The sequence below is a fragment of the Streptomyces gardneri genome (assembly GCF_006539185.1).
Classification (GTDB): domain Bacteria; phylum Actinomycetota; class Actinomycetes; order Streptomycetales; family Streptomycetaceae; genus Streptomyces; species Streptomyces gardneri.
This window is the reverse complement of record NZ_BJMN01000005.1, coordinates 274,211-290,658: the sequence shown is the minus strand read 5'-3', so window position 1 is coordinate 290,658 and position 16,448 is coordinate 274,211. Positions and strand designations below refer to the sequence as shown.

16 protein-coding genes and 1 pseudogene are annotated in these 16,448 nt (G+C 72.8%); 14 read left to right on the top strand and 3 right to left on the bottom strand.

Going from position 1 to position 16,448, the window contains the following annotated elements; all coding sequences use genetic code 11:
* Nucleotides 1-10 precede the first annotated feature (10 nt).
* The 3 genes from ddaH to SGA01_RS03745 all read left to right on the top strand — a co-directional run bounded on the left by ddaH (nt 11) and on the right by SGA01_RS03745 (nt 2,805).
* Nucleotides 11-841, top strand: a complete 831-nt coding sequence (gene ddaH / locus SGA01_RS03755) for a dimethylargininase (RefSeq protein ID WP_141293245.1) — start codon at nt 11-13, stop codon at nt 839-841.
* A gap of 76 nt (nt 842-917) precedes the next feature.
* On the top strand, nt 918-1,700 hold the full coding sequence (locus SGA01_RS03750) for a MarR family winged helix-turn-helix transcriptional regulator (protein WP_174867199.1): 783 nt from the start codon (nt 918-920) through the stop codon (nt 1,698-1,700).
* A 130-nt stretch (nt 1,701-1,830) separates the two neighbouring features.
* A complete protein-coding gene (locus SGA01_RS03745) occupies nt 1,831-2,805 on the top strand; it encodes a helix-turn-helix domain-containing protein (protein ID WP_141293243.1) in 975 nt (324 codons plus the stop codon).
* Between the two features lie 31 nt (nt 2,806-2,836).
* On the opposite strand, the gene SGA01_RS03740 is transcribed toward SGA01_RS03745, so the two are convergent.
* Nucleotides 2,837-4,399 (bottom strand): family 43 glycosylhydrolase, encoded by a 1,563-nt coding sequence (locus SGA01_RS03740; protein WP_229917929.1) that lies wholly within the window; start codon nt 4,397-4,399, stop codon nt 2,837-2,839.
* 466 nt (nt 4,400-4,865) lie between these two features.
* Between SGA01_RS03740 and SGA01_RS03735 the strand changes: the two genes are divergently transcribed.
* The 3 genes from SGA01_RS03735 (at nt 4,866) to SGA01_RS03725 (ending at nt 6,972) form a co-directional block, all read left to right on the top strand.
* Nucleotides 4,866-5,858: a hypothetical protein gene (locus SGA01_RS03735; RefSeq protein ID WP_141293241.1), complete on the top strand. Its 993-nt coding sequence runs from the start codon at nt 4,866-4,868 to the stop codon at nt 5,856-5,858.
* A gap of 108 nt (nt 5,859-5,966) precedes the next feature.
* Nucleotides 5,967-6,413 (top strand): peptidase inhibitor family I36 protein, encoded by a 447-nt coding sequence (locus tag SGA01_RS03730; protein WP_141293239.1) that lies wholly within the window; start codon nt 5,967-5,969, stop codon nt 6,411-6,413.
* Between the two features lie 172 nt (nt 6,414-6,585).
* Complete coding sequence (locus SGA01_RS03725) at nt 6,586-6,972, top strand: hypothetical protein (RefSeq protein WP_141293237.1); 387 nt, start codon at nt 6,586-6,588, stop codon at nt 6,970-6,972.
* A 19-nt stretch (nt 6,973-6,991) separates the two neighbouring features.
* Here the strand turns inward: SGA01_RS03725 and mtnC are convergent, their stop codons facing one another.
* The gene (mtnC, locus tag SGA01_RS03720) at nt 6,992-7,684 is read right to left on the bottom strand and encodes an acireductone synthase (protein WP_141293235.1); all 693 of its coding nucleotides are present in this window, start codon (nt 7,682-7,684) and stop codon (nt 6,992-6,994) included.
* A gap of 93 nt (nt 7,685-7,777) precedes the next feature.
* A complete protein-coding gene (locus tag SGA01_RS03715) occupies nt 7,778-7,972 on the bottom strand; it encodes a hypothetical protein (RefSeq protein WP_141293233.1) in 195 nt (64 codons plus the stop codon).
* A 254-nt stretch (nt 7,973-8,226) separates the two neighbouring features.
* On the opposite strand from SGA01_RS03715, the gene SGA01_RS03705 reads away from it, so the two are divergent.
* The 8 genes and pseudogenes from SGA01_RS03705 (at nt 8,227) to SGA01_RS03670 (ending at nt 16,400) form a co-directional block, all read left to right on the top strand.
* Nucleotides 8,227-8,928: a DNA alkylation repair protein gene (locus SGA01_RS03705; protein ID WP_371865982.1), complete on the top strand. Its 702-nt coding sequence runs from the start codon at nt 8,227-8,229 to the stop codon at nt 8,926-8,928.
* 125 nt (nt 8,929-9,053) lie between these two features.
* Nucleotides 9,054-9,596: a hypothetical protein gene (locus SGA01_RS03700; protein WP_055644966.1), complete on the top strand. Its 543-nt coding sequence runs from the start codon at nt 9,054-9,056 to the stop codon at nt 9,594-9,596.
* A gap of 72 nt (nt 9,597-9,668) precedes the next feature.
* Nucleotides 9,669-10,505, top strand: a complete 837-nt coding sequence (locus tag SGA01_RS03695) for a DUF4097 family beta strand repeat-containing protein (RefSeq protein WP_141293229.1) — start codon at nt 9,669-9,671, stop codon at nt 10,503-10,505.
* A gap of 194 nt (nt 10,506-10,699) precedes the next feature.
* Nucleotides 10,700-11,683: an ATP-binding cassette domain-containing protein gene (locus SGA01_RS03690; protein ID WP_141293227.1), complete on the top strand. Its 984-nt coding sequence runs from the start codon at nt 10,700-10,702 to the stop codon at nt 11,681-11,683.
* Nucleotides 11,680-12,471 carry an ABC transporter permease gene (locus tag SGA01_RS03685; RefSeq protein ID WP_141293225.1) on the top strand — a complete coding sequence of 264 codons (792 nt, stop codon included), beginning with the start codon at nt 11,680-11,682 and terminating at the stop codon, nt 12,469-12,471. Before SGA01_RS03690 ends, SGA01_RS03685 begins: the two co-directional genes overlap by 4 nt.
* Before the next feature lie 51 nt (nt 12,472-12,522).
* Nucleotides 12,523-13,783 (top strand): annotated as a pseudogene (locus tag SGA01_RS03680) (cytochrome P450).
* A gap of 4 nt (nt 13,784-13,787) precedes the next feature.
* Nucleotides 13,788-14,003 carry a ferredoxin gene (locus tag SGA01_RS03675; RefSeq protein ID WP_141293223.1) on the top strand — a complete coding sequence of 72 codons (216 nt, stop codon included), beginning with the start codon at nt 13,788-13,790 and terminating at the stop codon, nt 14,001-14,003.
* 156 nt (nt 14,004-14,159) lie between these two features.
* Nucleotides 14,160-16,400, top strand: coding sequence for an MMPL family transporter (locus SGA01_RS03670; protein ID WP_141293221.1), 2,241 nt, complete (start codon nt 14,160-14,162; stop codon nt 16,398-16,400).
* Nucleotides 16,401-16,448 lie beyond the last annotated feature (48 nt).

Below are 16,448 nucleotides of genomic sequence, written 5' to 3'. Positions count from 1 at the left end.
ACCCTCACCCATGCGTACCGCACGGCCTCGGCACTACCTCATGTGCCGGCCCACCCACTTCGACGTGGTCTACTCCATCAACCCCTGGATGGACCCGGCGAAGCCCGTCGACACCCAACTGGCCATCACCCAGTGGGAGAAGCTGCGCGAGGTCTACCTGAGCCTCGGGCACACCGTCGACACGATCGACCCCCTCCCCGGCCTCCCCGACATGGTCTTCGCCGCCAACGGCGCCACCGTGATCGACGGCCGGGCGCTCGTCGCGAGGTTCCGCGACGCCGAGCGCATCGCGGAGGGCCCCGCCTACCACGACTGGCTGCGCGACAACGGGTTCCCGGACCTCCGCACCGCCCACGTCGTCAACGAGGGCGAGGGCGACTACCTGTTGGCCGGCGAGTGGCTCCTCGCCGGTACGGGCTTCCGCAGCGACCCGCGCTCGCACGACGAGGCGCAGGAGTTCTTCGGCCGCCCCGTCATCGGGCTGACGCTCGTGGACCCGGACTACTACCACCTCGACACCGCGCTGACGGTGCTCGACGAACAGACGATCGCGTACTACCCGGCGGCCTTCTCACCGGGCAGCCTCGCCGTCCTGCGGCGCCTCTTCCCGGACGCCGTCATCGCCACGGCCGAGGACGCGGCGGCCTTCGGCCTCAACGCGACCTCGGACGGCCACAACGTCGTCCTGCCGCACAACGCCACCGGCCTGACCGAGCAGTTGCGCGCCCGGGGCTTCCACCCCATCGGCGTCGACCTCTCGGAACTCCTCAAGGCGGGCGGCAGCGTGAAGTGCTGCACGCTGGAACTGCGCACGGCCGCGCAGAGCCACGACCCGGCATAGCCACTGACGTGCCCCGGACGGTCCCGGGGTACGCCAGTGGTCGAATATTAGGTTTACCTAACCTAGGGATTACTCGATGGAGCAGCCGGTCGTCTCGGGGACGGCACACGACCCGGAAGGCGAGCGGTTCGCGTTCGTCGGCATCTCGAACGTACCGACCGACTGGGCACGGGTCCTCGCGGCACTCGCCGGTTCCGGCCTGACCCTCAGCATGCTCCCGGGCGACAGCGCGACCGTACCGGCCGCCGGTCCTCCGCCCGCCGCGACCGCGCCTTCCTCTGCGCCCACGCCCACGCCCACGCCCACGCCCACGCCCGTGACGCGCATGACGCCACCGAGCGTCCTCGACCTCCACGCGTACCTCCTGACGGCGATCGGCAAGGCCGCGCGCCGACGCCTGACCGACCGGCTGACCGCGCGCGGACTCCGCCTGTGGCACCTCACCGTGATGGCGCTGCTCCACGACCTCGGCCCGCAGATGAAGACGGCCCTGGCCACCCGGCTCGACATGAACGCCAGCGACCTCGTGAAGATCGTCAACGACCTGGACAGGGCCGGACACGTGGACTGCGTCCGCGACACCGTCGACCGGCGCCGTGTCGTCGTCGGGCTGACGGACGAGGGCAGGACCGCGCTCGCCGAACTCAGCGCGGACATCGCGTCGACGGACGACGAGGTCCTCGCCCCGCTCAGCCCGGCGGAACGCGCCCAACTGGGCTCCCTTTTACGGCGCGTCCACCGCCACCTCGAACCGGCACCGGCCGGCATGGTCCACGAACCGCCGCAAGGCCCCCTCCTCCATACGGACGAGGACCGGGAGACCGTCCCCGAGGAGTGCTGCGGCCCGGCGGACGTCTGAACCACGCGCACGTCAACCGGGAGGCTCGGGGTCCTCCGGGAGAGTGTTCCTGTTTGCCACCAAGATCTGCCGCGCCCTAGGGTTCTGACCTGCTGGAACACCATTTGCCCCTCCTGCGAAGGGCGCCACCATGGCTGCCGACCGGGCTGACGACCAGGAACCGGCGCGCGTGCTGGGCAGGGCGCTGCGCGACCTCCAGAGACGCTCCGGGCACACGCTGCGGGACCTTGAGACGAGCGTGAGCATCAGCGACTCGTCGCTGTCCCGGTACTTCCTCGGCATCACGGTCCCCCCGTGGGCGACGGTGCGCGATCTGTGCGAGGCGCTCGGCGGCGACCCCTCCGAGTACCGCCACCTGTGGCAGGCCGCCGACCGGAGCCAGCGCAAGCCGGCCCGGCGGCAGCGGGGCAAGAGCGGTGAGCCGGCCCAAGGGGAACCGGGCGGGGACGAGCGGGCCGCGGGCGAACCGGTCCGGAGTGAACCGGGCCAGGACGCACCGGCCGAGAGTGAACCGGTCGAGAGCAAGCCGGTCCCGGGCGGGACGGCCGCGGGCGAGGCCGTCGCCGGCAAGCCGGGGCGGCGGGGCAGCCGTACGGTCTGGGCCCTCGCCGGGGCCGTGATCGGCCTGGTGCTCGGAGCCGTGAGCACCGTACTCGTCCAGCCGCAGGCCCCGGCATCCTCGGGCGGCGACGCTCCGACGGCCTCGGCCGGCGCGCACGGTGTGCAGGGCGCGTCCGCCGCGTCGAGCGGCCCCAGGATCTTCGTGAGCCGCGCGACGGGCGCCTGTCTCGACGACAGTCTCGACCAGGGCACCCGGTCCTTCGCGTGCAACGGCATGTCGTACCAGCGCTGGACCGTCCGCACCACGCCCGACGGCAGCGCCCAGCTCAGGAACCACGCGACGGGCGAGTGCCTGGACCACCTCCCCGGCGGCCTGTCGACGGCTCCCTGCGGCTCGTCCGCGTCGCAGCGGTGGACCGTCAGCGCGCGCGACGACGTGGCCGTCGAGATCAGGAGCACGACCGCCCGGCGCTGCCTGGCCGACAGCGCGGGCGGTCTGCGGGTGTCGCCGTGCGACGGGACGACGCGTCAGAAGTGGGCCTGACGCGCACCCGGTGACAGGCCCTGGTCGGGGGTTACGCCACCTCCACGGCGTCCAGTTCCGTGTAGCGCTCGCCCTTCGTGAGGCGGAGGGTGTTCCACCCCGCTCGCAGGTCGACCGGGACCTCGCGCGACCGCCACTCGTCCCACCCGGTGTACGGGTAGTCGACGACGACCGCGCCACTGCCGTTGACCGTCAGGCCGTGCGACGCGGTGGCCGGTGCGCCCGCGTCCAGCGAGCCGTTTCCGTAGCGCACGGTCATCGTGTGGCGTCCCGCGGAGGCGGCGAAGACGCGGAACTCCACGAAGCTGTCGGGTTCGTCGATGTGGCCGACGGCCCGGTCGGCCGAGGCCTTCCGCGCCTCGCGGACTGACGCCAGGTGCACCCGGGCGAGCTCCGCCTCGTACACCGTCCGGCTGCCGCGCACGATCGGACGACCGTCGGCGAAGCCCAGGTCGGCGGCGTACAGCACCCGTCGTGAACCGTCGGCGCCGCGGCCGTGGAAGAGGATGCGGTCCTGGCCACGGGGGCCGGTCACGACGTCCTGACCGCCCGGTCCGCCGATCGCGCCGGCGAAGGACGCCGTGGTCATGAACGGCCCGTTCCCCTTCACGTACGGCCCGGTGAGGGTGTCGGAGGTCGCCCAGCCCGCCGCGTACGCGTCGGTGCGGTAGTCGCCTCCCGAGAAGAGGAGGACGTACCGGCCGTCCCGCTTGACGAGCGTGGGCGCTTCGACGAGGCCCTGCTCCCAGCTGTGGGGGTCGTCCTGCCTGACGAGCCGGACCGGTTCGCCGGTGACGCGGGTGCCGTCCCACGAGACGGGCTGGAGGTGGAGCCACGTGTCCCGTTGGCAGCAGTTCCCGTCGCTCTTCCAGAGGAGGTGGCGGGCGCCGTTCTCGGTGTAGCTCGACGCGTCGATCGCGCCGCCCTGTTCGGTCGGGCAGACCAGCGGGCCGTCGCCGACCGGCCGGAACGGGCCGTCGGGCGAGTCCGCGAGCGCGACGCCGATGCACTGGCGCCCGCCGGCCCGGTCGCGGGCCGTGTAGTGGAGCGTGAACCCGTCGCCGTTGTCGAAGACTTCCGGCGCCCAGACGTGGCCCGGAGGATCGAGCGTGACCCACGCGCCGACCTCGGGCAGCACGTCGGTCCCGTCGGCCGTCCAGTGGACCAGGTCGGTGGAGGTGGCGTGCTGGATGTTCCTGCCGTGGGCGTTGGTGGCGTAGGCGTGGTAGACCCGGCCGACCCGCACGACGTCCGGGTCGGCGAAGTCCTGGTCGAGGACGGGCGCGGGCGGCGCGGCCCGCTGCGTGGGCACCTGGGCCGCGGCCGGGGCGAGTACGGGAGGTGCGGCTCCGGGGGCGAGGACCTCCACGCGGGGCGGCGCCGTCACGGGTGCGACGGCGCCGCCGCCGGCGAGCGCGGCGAGGCAGGCGGCCCCGCCCAGCGCCAGGGTCGCGACGAACCCCCGGCGGGAGGCGGCCCGTTCCCGGGCGACCCGGCCCCGGCCCTGTCCCCGGCCGATCGACGGGTCTGCTCGGCGGCGTCTCACGTCCGCGCGGCGGGGACGTCCGTCCCCGTGCTCGTTGCGGTGGTCCACGGATGCGCTCCCTCGGTTCCGGCCGGCCCGGCGTCGCGGACGACGTCGGTTCCGGCGGGTTCGTTCCGCCCGCGCCTCGGCGCGCGGGGCACACCACGAGAACGACACGGCGCCCGTCGCGTTGCGCCGGTCCCGACCCGTGTCCCGGGGTCGTTCCTGTCCCGGGACAAGAGAGTCCCCGCAGGTCAGAAGGGTGGGGATCCCGACTTCACCGAAGCGGCCGGGACACGCTTGCGGGCCGCTTCCGGCCCGTCGCAGACTTCGGTTGTCCGACCGGGACGCCGCTCGACAGCGGCACCCGGACCGGGCGTCCCGCTCTGGTGCGAACCCGCGCCGTACGCCGGAGCCACACGGCCGGAGCGACGCCTCCCGACGCCTCCGATGTCCTCCGAGATCGCCTGACATCACCTGACATCCCCCGACGAGACCACCACCTCTTCCCCCTTTCCCCCTGACGCTCGCCTCCATGGCTCTCAGGTCCCCGGTCTCGTCGTCACCCCCGCTCGTCCTCGACCACCGCAGGAGATCCCCCATGCCCCGGCACAGCCCTGTCCACAGCTCCCCCCTCGCCACCGCCGTGGCGGTCACCAGCGCCACGATCGCCCTCGCCGCGACCCTGCTGGCCGGCCTCGGTCAACCGCCCACGGGTGAACGCCCACCTCCCGCATCCGCCGGAGCGGTCACCGCGGACGACCGGCTGCTCCACGACGCCGAGCAACGGCTGCTGCGCGACTGCATGCGTCGGCACGGATTCACGTACGAGGTGTTCCCGCTCGACGACGACTCCGGGGCCACGGACTTCGTGTACGTCCTCGACGACGAGGACCGGGCCCGACGCCACGGCTACGGCTCCGATCTGCGCCGACAGCGGGACGCCCGCACCGCGAGCGATCCGAACCGCGCCTACTTCGCCGCGCTGCCGGCGGACCGGAAGGCCGCGGCGCTCGCCGCCGCCAACGGCACCTCGCCCAAAGGCCTGACCGTCACCCTCCCGGGCGGCGGAAGCCTTCAGCGCAGCGACACGGGCTGCGTCGCGGAGTCCTGGCGCGGCCTCTACGGAGACCTCGGCGCCTGGTTCCGGGCCTCGGCCCGCGTCGAGGCGCTGGTCCGGATCCGCCGGAGCCGTGTCGTGGCCGACCCCGGCTACCGGGAACGGCTCGGTGCGTGGCGGGAGTGCATGCGGCGCGCCGGACACGCGTTCGCGGCGCCGGCCGACGCCCGGGCCGCCGCGCTCTCCCCCGAACGCCCCCTGGGCAGGGAACGCGAGGTCGCCCTCGCCCTGGCGGAGGTGCGTTGCGGCCGGGATGCGGAGCTGGCCCGCACGGCCCGGGACCTCGACGCGCACCACGGCAGGCTGCTGGCCGGCGAGTACCGCGCGGACGTCGAGACCCGGGACCGGTTGAGGTCGGCGGCGCTGCCCCGCGCCCATCGGATCCTCGGCGCCGACGAGCAGGCCTGACCCCCTGCACCCAAGACTCCGCCGCGTGCCACGTGCCACCCGGCGGCCCCGACGGCCGTGCCGCGAACGGCGGTACGGCCACCATCCCCCCTCAGAAGGAGACACACCATGCGTATCAAGCGCGCTCTCGCGACCGCTCTCACCGTCGGAGCCCTCACCCTGCTGACCGCCCCGGTGGCCGACGCCCGCGGCGCCGTCCCCGAGGCCGAGGCGGTCGTCGCACCGGCGGCGGTTCCCGCCCCGGACGGCTTCCTCTACGCCTGGGAGCACCCCCACGCGGGTGGAGCCCACTGCAAGTGGAGCGGGCCCAACGGCAACTGGGCCGGCTGCCGGGACAAGGTCTCGGACATCTGGAACAACGGCTACCCCGGACGTGGCGAGGACGCCAAGCTCTTCCGCGGCGTCTCCTGGACCGGCTCGTGGGTCTGCCTCCACCAGGGCCACTCCATTCCCGACCTCGGCGCGAACGGCCTGAGGTTCTTCGGCCCGGGCGAGGGCCAGGGCGAGCCCGTCAACGACCGGATCGGCTCCCACCTCTGGGTCGACGCCTGCTGACGTCACCCACCACGGCGGCGGCCCGGCGGAACTCCCCCGCCGGGCCGGCGCGCGTGTCCAAGTGACCTGCCGAGCGCGGAAACCGGGTGGCCGCCGGGCTCGCGGCGCGGCTATCGTCCGGGGTTCCCAGCGGCCGTCCCATCGGCCGCCCAGGTCGAGAGAGAGCGACACCATGACCAGCCGCCAGGCCACGACGACCCTGTGGCGCCCCACCGGTCCCGTGGAGCTGGACCTCGTCCGCGACCTCGGCTGGCGCGCGTGGCCGCCGCGCCTCCCCGAGCAGCCGATCTTCTATCCGGTCCTCGACGAGGACTACGCGATCAGGATCGCCCGGGACTGGAACGTGAAGCACGACGGCGCGGGCTTCGTCACCCGGTTCGAGGTCGACTCGGAGTTCCTGCGCCGGTATCCCGTCCAGCAGGCCGGCGGCCGGACGATTCTCGAGCTCTGGGTCCCGGCCGAGGAGCTGGACGACTTCAACGCGCACATCGTCGGCGAGATCCAGGTGGTCCACGAGTTCCGCCAGGCGACGCCGGAGGCCGTGGCCGGCCCCGCGTGAGTTCGACGGAGGGGCTCCCTCACAGGAGCGGGGCGAGGGAGTCGACGGCCGGGTGTCCGGGGACGGGGGCGCGGTCGTCGTCGCTGCGGCGTACGGCGGCGGTCCGCCAGCCTGCCGTGGCAGCGGCGTCCAGTTCGGCGCCGAGGTCGCTGACGAACAGCAGGGCGGCCGGGGCGTGGCCGAGCTGCCTCGCGATCGTGTCGTAGGACTCGGGGGACGTCTTGGGCCCGGCCGTGGTCAAGTCGAAGTAGCCGTCGAGCAGGGGGCGCAGGTCGCCGTACTCGGTGTGGCCGAACCAGTCGCGCTGGGCGGCGACGGAGCCCGACGAGTAGACGAAGCGGCCCACGCCCCGCGCCTTCCAGCGCTCCAGGGCGGGCGGCACGTCCGCGTACACGTGTCCCTGCAGCTGCCCGTCCGCGTAGCCACTGGACCAGATCAGCCCTTGGAGTGTCTTCAGGGGTGGCGTCTTCACGTCGGCGTCGGCCCACCGCTCCAGCAGCGCGAGTGCGCCGGCCTCGTCCTGCACGGACCCGGCCTCGTCGGCGACCGCGTCGAGGATCCGCCGCCACTGCGCGGTGCCGCGGTGCGCGGCGAGCCAGGAGGCGAACCGCGCCCGGGCGTACGGGAAGAGGACGTCCTGCACATGGTCGAGGGAGCCCGTGGTCCCCTCGATGTCGAGCACGACGGCCCGAAGCCGCCCGGTGCCGGTCACGCCCCCACCTCGCCGCGCGTACGGGGCGGCTCGGCGCCCCGGTACCTCTCTACGAACTGCATGAGGGAGTCCTTCTGGTCGGTTGCGACCACTTCACCATGCCGTGCGGCATGTTCGTGGCCCGTGGCAGGAGAACCAGAGGCGGAGGAGTGCGGTCACGGCCACCGCGCCCACGAGGGTCACGGGCATCGAGGCCCGGTAGTGGCGGAGTACGACCACGGTCGCGAGGCCGGCGAGCAGGGTGAGGTCCACGGCGCTCCATGCCGGTCCGGCGAGGCAGGAGTTCATGAGGATCCCCGTGGACGGTGTCTACGGTCCGCAGACCCGAGCGGCCATGTTCTGGGTCGTCAACGACTCCTCCCGGACCGTCTGCGTGAAGTTCTGATTCCACGGCCGGACCCCGGCACGAGGGGGCCGCTCGCCGACCGGCGAGCGGCTCCATCGGCCCGTTCCTGCCGCCCCGCCCGCAGGAAGGTCGCGACGCCGGGCTCCGTCATAGGCTGAACACCTGACGAGTGCGACAGCGGGACAGGAGGTCCGAGGTGGGCGGGACGAAGGCGGCCGAGGCGACGGTGACCGACGCGACCGTGGCCGAGGTGCTGGCCGAGCTGGCCGGACTGGAGGACCCGAAGGCGCGCGCGGTGAACGAGCGGCACGGTGACGATCACGGTGTGAACCTCGGCAAGCTGCGCGCGCTGGCGAAGCGGCTGAAGACCCAGCAGGAGCTCTCGTACCGGCTGTGGCGGACGGAGGACTCGGCCGCGCGACTGCTGGCGATCCTGATCTGCCGCCCGAAGGCGTTCAGCCGGGACGAGCTGGACGCCATGCTGCGCGAGGCGCGCACCCCGAAGGTGCACGACTGGCTCGTGAACTACGTGGTGAAGAAGAGCCCGCACGCCGAGGAGCTGCGCCTGGCCTGGACCGCCGACGCGGATCCCGTGGTCGCGAGCGCCGGCTGGGCGCTGACCACCGAGCGCGTCGCGAAGAAGCCCGAGGGCCTCGACCTCGCGGGGCTGCTCGACGTCGTCGAGGCGGAGATGAAGGACGCCCCGGACCGGCTCCAGTGGGCGATGAACCACTGCCTGGCCCAGATCGGGATCGACCACCCCGAGCTCCGCGAGCGTGCGATCGGCATCGGTGAGCGCTTGCAGGTGCTGAAGGACTACCCGACTCCCCCGGGGTGCACGTCGCCGTTCGCACCTGTCTGGATCACCGAGATGGTGCGTCGACAGCAGGCCGAGTAGGCCGCACCGCGCGGCACACCGCATGGCGCACCACGTGGCACCGTGTGGCGCCATCTGGCACACAACGACGCCACATGGCGCCACAAGGACTTGCAATGGCGCCACAGTGGTGCCACTATCTCCTCATGGACCTGACTCCCTACGTCGACCACCTCCGCAGCGAGCTCGCGGTCGCCGCCAACGCCGGCGGCGACGAGGCGCGCGCCCTGGCCGAGCGGCTGACCGCCCCCCTGGAATCGGCCGCTCGCCTGACGCTCCTCAACGCCCTGTCCGCGGCCTCCGAGGAGATCACCCGCGAGCTGGCGCCGGGCTCGGTCGACGTACGACTGCGGGGGACGGACCCCGAGTTCGTGGTGACGTCCCCGCTCGCGACCGAGGCGCCGAACGACGCGGCCGCCATGGCAGCTCCGATGGCGCCACGTACAGCACCGGTGGCGCCACTCGTCGGGGACGGCGACGAGGGGGGCACCGCCCGCATCAACTTCCGCCTCCCGGCGCACCTCAAGGCCCGGGTCGAGGACGCCGCCGGCCAGGAAGGCCTGTCGGTCAACGCCTGGCTCGTACGGGCGGTCGCCATCGCCCTCGAACCGGCGGGACCTGCGGGACCGGCCCAGCCCGCCCCGCGGTCCGGCCGGACGGGCCAGAGCTACCGGGGCTGGGTCCGCTAGCCGGACTCCACCCCCACCCAGACCCGCACCACCTGCGCGAACACCCACCAGAGCCAAGAGGACGGGACAGCCATGCCTTCTTTCGAAACGCCCGAGCCCATCACCGCGATCCTGGACTTCGAGGTCGGAAACGTACGCCTCGCGACGAGCCCGCGTGCGGACACGGTCGTCGAGGTGCTGCCGAGCAACGGCGCCGAGGACGTCGACGTGCGCGTCGCGCAGCAGACCAAGGTCACGTACGCCAACGGCACCCTGACCGTGAAGGGGCCCCGCAAGCGCTCGCCGTTCGGCAAGCACGGCTCGATCGACATCACCGTCGAACTCCCCGCGGGCTCGCGCCTCAACGGCACCGCCTCCATCGGGGACTTCATCAGCGAGGGCCCGCTCGGCGAGTGCCGGGTGAAGGCCTCCCTCGGCGACATCCGGCTCGACGAGGCCGGCGCCACCCACCTGCGGACCGGCCACGGCGACATCCGTGTCAACCGCGCGACCGGCCAGGCCGAGATCCACGGGCAGGGCCGGATCGAGATCGGCGAGATCGTGGGGACCGCCGTCGTCAAGAACGGCAACGGCGAGATCATGATCGACGAGATCACCGGCGACCTCAAGGCCACCTCCTCCAACGGCCGCATCACGGTCGGCCTCGCCCACGCCTCCGTGGACGCCCGGTCCGCCAACGGCGCCATCCGCATCGACGAGGTGGTCCGGGGCGTGATCCAGCTCCAGGCCGCCGCACACGACGTGGAGATCGGCGTACGGGAGTCCACCGCGGCGTGGCTGGACGTCAACACCCGGGTCGGAACCGTGCGCAACTCGCTCGGCGCCGCCGAAGGCCCCGACACGTCCGCGGAGACCGTCGAGATCCACGCCCGCACCGGAGTCGGCGACATCGTGATCCGCCGCGCCTGACACGTCAGCCGCACGCACACGCCCCAGGCCTGATCCCGCCCGACCCTGCCCCCCAGGCCTGATCCCACCCCGTCCTGCTCTCCGCGCCTGACTCCCCGGGCCGCTGTCGCCACCCTCGCGGCGGCGACCCGCAACCAGGCGAGCCATTTCACATGTGCCATGTCACATCACACCATTACAGGGAGACGCACGTCATGACCGCGACACCCGTCACCGCCCCGGCCTCCGCCCCGGCGATCTCCGCCCTCGGGCTCCGCAAGTCCTACGGCGACAAGGTCGTCCTCGACGGCATCGACCTGACCATCCCCGAAGGCACGGTCTTCGCCCTGCTCGGCCCCAACGGCGCCGGCAAGACCACCACCGTCCAGATCCTCTCCACACTGATCGCCCCGGACGACGGCCGGGCCCAGGTCGCCGGCCACGACCTCGCCCGACGGCCCGAGCGCGTCCGGGCCGCCATCGGGGTGACCGGCCAGTTCGCCGCCGTCGACAACCTCCTCACCGCCGAGGAGAACCTGCTCCTCATGGCCGACCTCCGGCACCTGCCCCGGCCCGAGGGGCGACGGCGCGCCGCCGAGCTGCTGCGGCGGTTCGACCTCACCGAGGCCGCCCGCAAGCCCGTCAGCACCCTGTCCGGCGGCATGCGCCGCAAGCTCGACCTCGCGATGACGCTGGTCGGCGACCCGCGGATCATCTTCCTCGACGAACCGACCACCGGCCTCGACCCCCGCAGCCGCCGCACCATGTGGGAGATCATCCGCGAGCTGGTCGTCGACGAAGGCGTGACGATCTTCCTCACCACGCAGTACCTGGAGGAGGCCGACCAGCTCGCCGACCGCATCGCCGTCCTCGACCAGGGCCGGCTCGTCGCCGAGGGCACCTCCGAGGAGCTCAAGCGCATCGTTCCCGGCGGCCACATCCGCCTCCGGTTCGCGACGCCCGGCGAACTCGACTCCGCGGCCCGCCACTTCGGCGCGGCGGCCCGCGACCCGGAGGAGCTCACGCTGCGCGTCCCCAGCGACGGCGGGATCTCCACCCTGCGCGCGGTGCTCGACGTCCTCGACGCCGCGGACGTCCGAGCCGAGTCGCTGACCGTGCACACGCCGGACCTCGACGACGTGTTCCTGACCCTCACCGGCCACGGCACCCCCGCCACCGCTACGGAGATGACCCGATGAGCTCCCTCTCGTACGCCGCCGCCGACTCGATGACGATGCTGCGGCGCAATCTCAAGCACGCCATGCGCTACCCCTCGATGACCCTGTCCACCGTCATCATGCCGGTGATGATGCTGCTGCTGTTCAACTACGCCTTCGGCGGCGCCCTCGGCAGCGGGATCTCCGGCGCGCCCACCGGCGGCGGCGCCTACATCGACTACGTCGCTCCCGGCATCATCCTGATGGCGGCGACGGCCGGGGCGGTGGCGACGGCGGTCGGTGTCTGCGTCGACATGACCGAGGGCATCGTCAACCGGTTCCGTACGATGTCGATCTCGCGGGCCGCGTTCCTCACCGGGCACGTCGTCGGCAGCGTCATCCAGACCATGATCGCCATCGCCCTGGTGATCGGCATCGCGCTCGCCATCGGCTTCCGGCCCGATGCCTCCGCCGTCGAGTGGGTCGCCGCGATCGGCCTCCTCGGCCTCCTCACGCTGGCGCTGACCTGGCTGTCGGCCGGCATGGGCCTGGTGGCCAAGACCCCCGAGTCGGCGAGCAACGCGCCTCTGCCGCTGACCTTCCTGCCCTTCCTCGGCAGCGCCATCGTGCCGACGGACTCCATGCCGACCGGGCTGCGCTGGTTCGCCGAGTACCAGCCCTTCACCCCCGTCATCGAGACCCTGCGCGGCCTGCTCATGGGCACCGGGATCGGCAACAGCGGCTATCTCGCCCTCGCCTGGTGCGTCGGCCTCACGCTCGTCGGCTACCTGTGGGCACGCTCGGCCTTCGGCCGCACGGCCACGCTCTGACTCCCCGCCACCGCACGTCACTCACCCACGTCACTCACCCAGGAGGACACCATGCAGCACGACCCCTCGACCCGCCCCGAGACCGCGCAGAACTTAGCGCCCGGCGAGCCCGCGGAGGCCGCGGCCCCGGTCACGCTCCCCACCGGACGCGCCGCCGGCTGTCCCTTCGACCCGCCCGCCGGCCTGGCGGAGCTGCGCGAGGAGAGGCCGCTCGCCCGCATGACGTACCCCGACGGGCACGTCGGCTGGCTGGCCACCGGTTACTCCACGGTCCGCGCGATCATGGGCGACAGCCGTTTCAGCTCGCGCTACGAGCTGATGCACTACCCGCTCCCCGGGGGGCCCGAGGGCCCGCTGCCGCCCGCCCCGGTCGGCGACATGACCGGGATGGACGCCCCCGAGCACACCCGCTTCCGGCGCATCCTGACCGGCAAGTTCACCGTCCGCCGGATGCGGGAGCTCTCCGACCGGGTCGCGGAGATCACCGCGGCGCACCTGGACGCGATGGAGCGCGGCGGACCGGGCGTCGACCTGGTCGAGGCCTTCGCCCGTCCCCTCCCCGCGCTGATGATCTGCGAGCTGCTGGGCGTTCCGTACGCCGACCGAGAGCGGTTCCAGGGACACGCCCACACGATCATGTCCATGGACGTGACGCCCGAGGACCGGTACGGCGCCTTCGTCGGGCTCCAGGAGTACATGGCCGAGCTCGTCGCGGCCAAGCGCGCCGAGCCCGCCGACGACCTGCTCGGCGACCTGGCCAGGGACTCCGACCTCACGGACGAGGAACTGGTCGGCATCGGGGGCTTCCTGCTGGCGGCGGGGCTCGACACCACGGCCAACATGATCGCCCACGGGACCTTCGCGCTGCTCTCCGAGCCGGCCCAGGCCGACGCCCTGCGGGCGGACCCGGCTCGCCCCGCAGGCCGTCGAGGAGCTCATGCGCTATCTGACCGTCGCCCACACGAGCGTGAAGTCCGCGCTGGTCGACGTCGAGCTGGACGGCCACATCGTCAGGGCGGGCGAGAGCGTCACCCTGTCCATGGAGGCCGCCAACCGGGACCCGGAGCGGTTCCCCGATCCCGACGTCCTCGACCTGCACCGCAAGGCCACGGGACACCTGGGCTTCGGGCACGGCATCCACCAGTGCCTGGGTCAGCAACTGGCGCGCGTCGAGCTGACGGTGGCCCTGCCGGCGCTGCTGCGTCGGTTCCCCTCGCTGCGGCTCGACGTGCCGGCCGACGAGGTGCCGCTGCGGACGGACATGAGCATCTACGGTGTGCACCGGCTGCCGGTCACCTGGGACGAGGTCTGATCCCGTGGACGTCCGTGTCGACCGCGACCGCTGCCTCGGCGCCGGGATGTGCGCCCTGACCGCTCCTCAGGTCTTCGACCAGGACGGGGAGGAGGGCCTGGTCGTCCTGCTGGACGCCCGGCCGCCCCAGGAGCGGCACGCGGCGGTCCGCGTCGCCGCCGGCGTCTGCCCGGCCTCCGTCATCACGCTCACGCGGCACGGCTCCTCCCCCGCCTCGTAACCCCGGCGGCCCGCCCTCTGCCTGCCGCACCCCCTCCCGCGAGAACCCGGTCCGCCGCCGACGGCGCCTTCGGCATGCCCTCGGCGGCGGCCACCACGAGACCGCCCGTCACCGGACCACCTCACCGGACCACCTCACCGACAGGATTCCTCCACCGTGGCCACCTTCCTCTCCAGACTGGGCCGCTTCGCCTTCCGAAGGCGGGGTCTGGTCGTCCTCCTGTGGCTCCTCGCCCTCGTCGGCGCGGGTGTCGCGGCCTCCACCGCCGCCGCCCCGCCCGCCGACACCTTCTCGATGCCCGGCACGGAGTCGCAGAAGGCGTTCGACCTCCTCCAGGAGAAGTTCCCCGACGCCCGCGCGGACGGCGCCGCGGCCCGCGTCGTCATCCGTGCCCCGGGCACCGAGAAGCTCACCTCCCCCACCCGCAGGGCGCAGGTCGAGCAGCTCGTCAAGGACCTCTCCGCCACTCCGCAAGTGGCGCGCGTGGCCGGTCCGTTCGAGGCCAAGGCGGTGAGCGCCGACGGGACGACCGCATACGCGTACGTCACCTACGAGGCGGGGGCCACCGCGCTGACCGACGCGGCGCACGACGGTCTCGACGACGCCATGGAAGAGGCCAGGGACGCGGGCCTCGCCGTCGAGGCGGGCGGCGACGCCGTCAAAATCGAGCAGGCCATGAGCGGCACGGGCGAGAAGCTCGGCATCCTCGTCTCCGCCGTCGTCCTGCTCCTCACCTTCGGCTCCCTCGTCGCCGCCGGAATGCCCCTTCTGACGGCCGTGATCGGCGTCGGCATCGGGGTCAGCGGCATCACCGCGCTCGCCGCCACCTTCGGCCTGTCGTCCACGACGTCGATGCTCGCGACGATGATCGGCCTCGCCGTCGGCATCGACTACGCGCTGTTCATCGTCTCCCGCTACCGCTCGGAGATCACCGAGGGCCGCGAGCGCGCGGAGGCCGCGTCCCGCGCCGTGGGTACCGCCGGCTCGGCGGTCGTCTTCGCGGGCCTGACCGTGATCATCGCCCTGGCGGGGCTCGCCGTGGTCGACGTCCCGATGCTCACCAAGATGGGCCTCACCGCGGCCGGCACGGTCGCCATCGCCGTACTCGTCGCGATCACCCTCGTACCCGCCCTCCTCGGCTTCGCCCCCGTGCGGGTCCTGGCCCGCAGGGACCGCAAGCAGTACACCGGCAAACCGCTGTCGAAGCGTCAGCAGCGGGCGGCCGCCAAGCGCGCGGCCCGCCGCAGGCCCAACCTCGGCGCCCGCTGGGCCGGGCTCGTGCTGCGGCACCCCGTCGCCGTGCTGCTCCTCGGTGTCGTGAGCCTCGGCGCCGTCGCCGTACCCGCCGCGAGCCTCGAACTGGGCCTGCCGGGCGAGGGTTCGATGGCCCCGCACACCACCCAGCGCAAGGCGTACGACATGTTGTCGGACGCGTTCGGTCCCGGATTCAACGGGCCGCTGACGGTCACCGTCGAGGCCGAGGACGCGAGGACCGCGGCGGCGCGGGTCCGTACGGCCCTGGAAGGCGTCCGCGGTGTCGACGCCGTGTCCCCCGCCACCGTCAACCCCTCGGGCGACACCGCCCTCGTCACCGTCGTCCCCGCCACCGGCCCCACCGACGGCCGCACCGAGGACCTGGTGCGCTCGCTGCGCGGAATGACGGAGGGGCTGGAGTCCTCGTCGGGCGCCTCGGAGATCCTGGTCGCCGGGCAGACCGCGATGCTCATCGACTTCTCCCGCACGCTCGACGACGCACTGCTCCCCTATCTGGCCCTGGTCGTCGGCCTCGCCTTCCTCCTGCTCATGCTGGTCTTCCGCTCGCTGCTCGTGCCCCTCAAGGCGGCACTCGGCTTCCTCCTGTCGGTGTCGGCGGCGCTCGGGGCCGTCGTGGCCGTCTTCCAGTGGGGCTGGCTCGCCGACCTCTTCGGCGTGGACCAGCCGGGCCCGGTCATGAGCACCCTGCCGATCTTCATGATCGGCGTGGTCTTCGGGCTCGCCATGGACTACGAGGTCTTCCTGGTGTCCCGGATACGCGAGGCGTACGTGCACGGCGCCCGTCCCGGCGAGGCGGTCGCGACCGGGTTCCGGTACGGCGGACGCGTCGTCGGCGCGGCGGCGATCATCATGACGAGTGTCTTCTCCGGCTTCGTCGTGGAGGACAACGACTTCGTCAAGATGATCGGCTTCGGTCTCGCGGCCGCCGTCCTCTTCGACGCCTTCGTCGTCCGCATGGCCATCGTGCCCGCGCTCTTCGCCCTGCTCGGCACGTCGGCCTGGTGGCTCCCGAAGTGGCTCGACCGGCTCCTCCCGAACATCGACGTCGAGGGCGAGAAGCTGAACCGGCAGCCCGCGATCCCTTCGGAGTACCCCGCACGGGAGAACCACTTGGTGGGCTGACCTCGGGCCGGCCTTCCGTACGGGACGCGGTGAAGGCCCCGGGCGAGT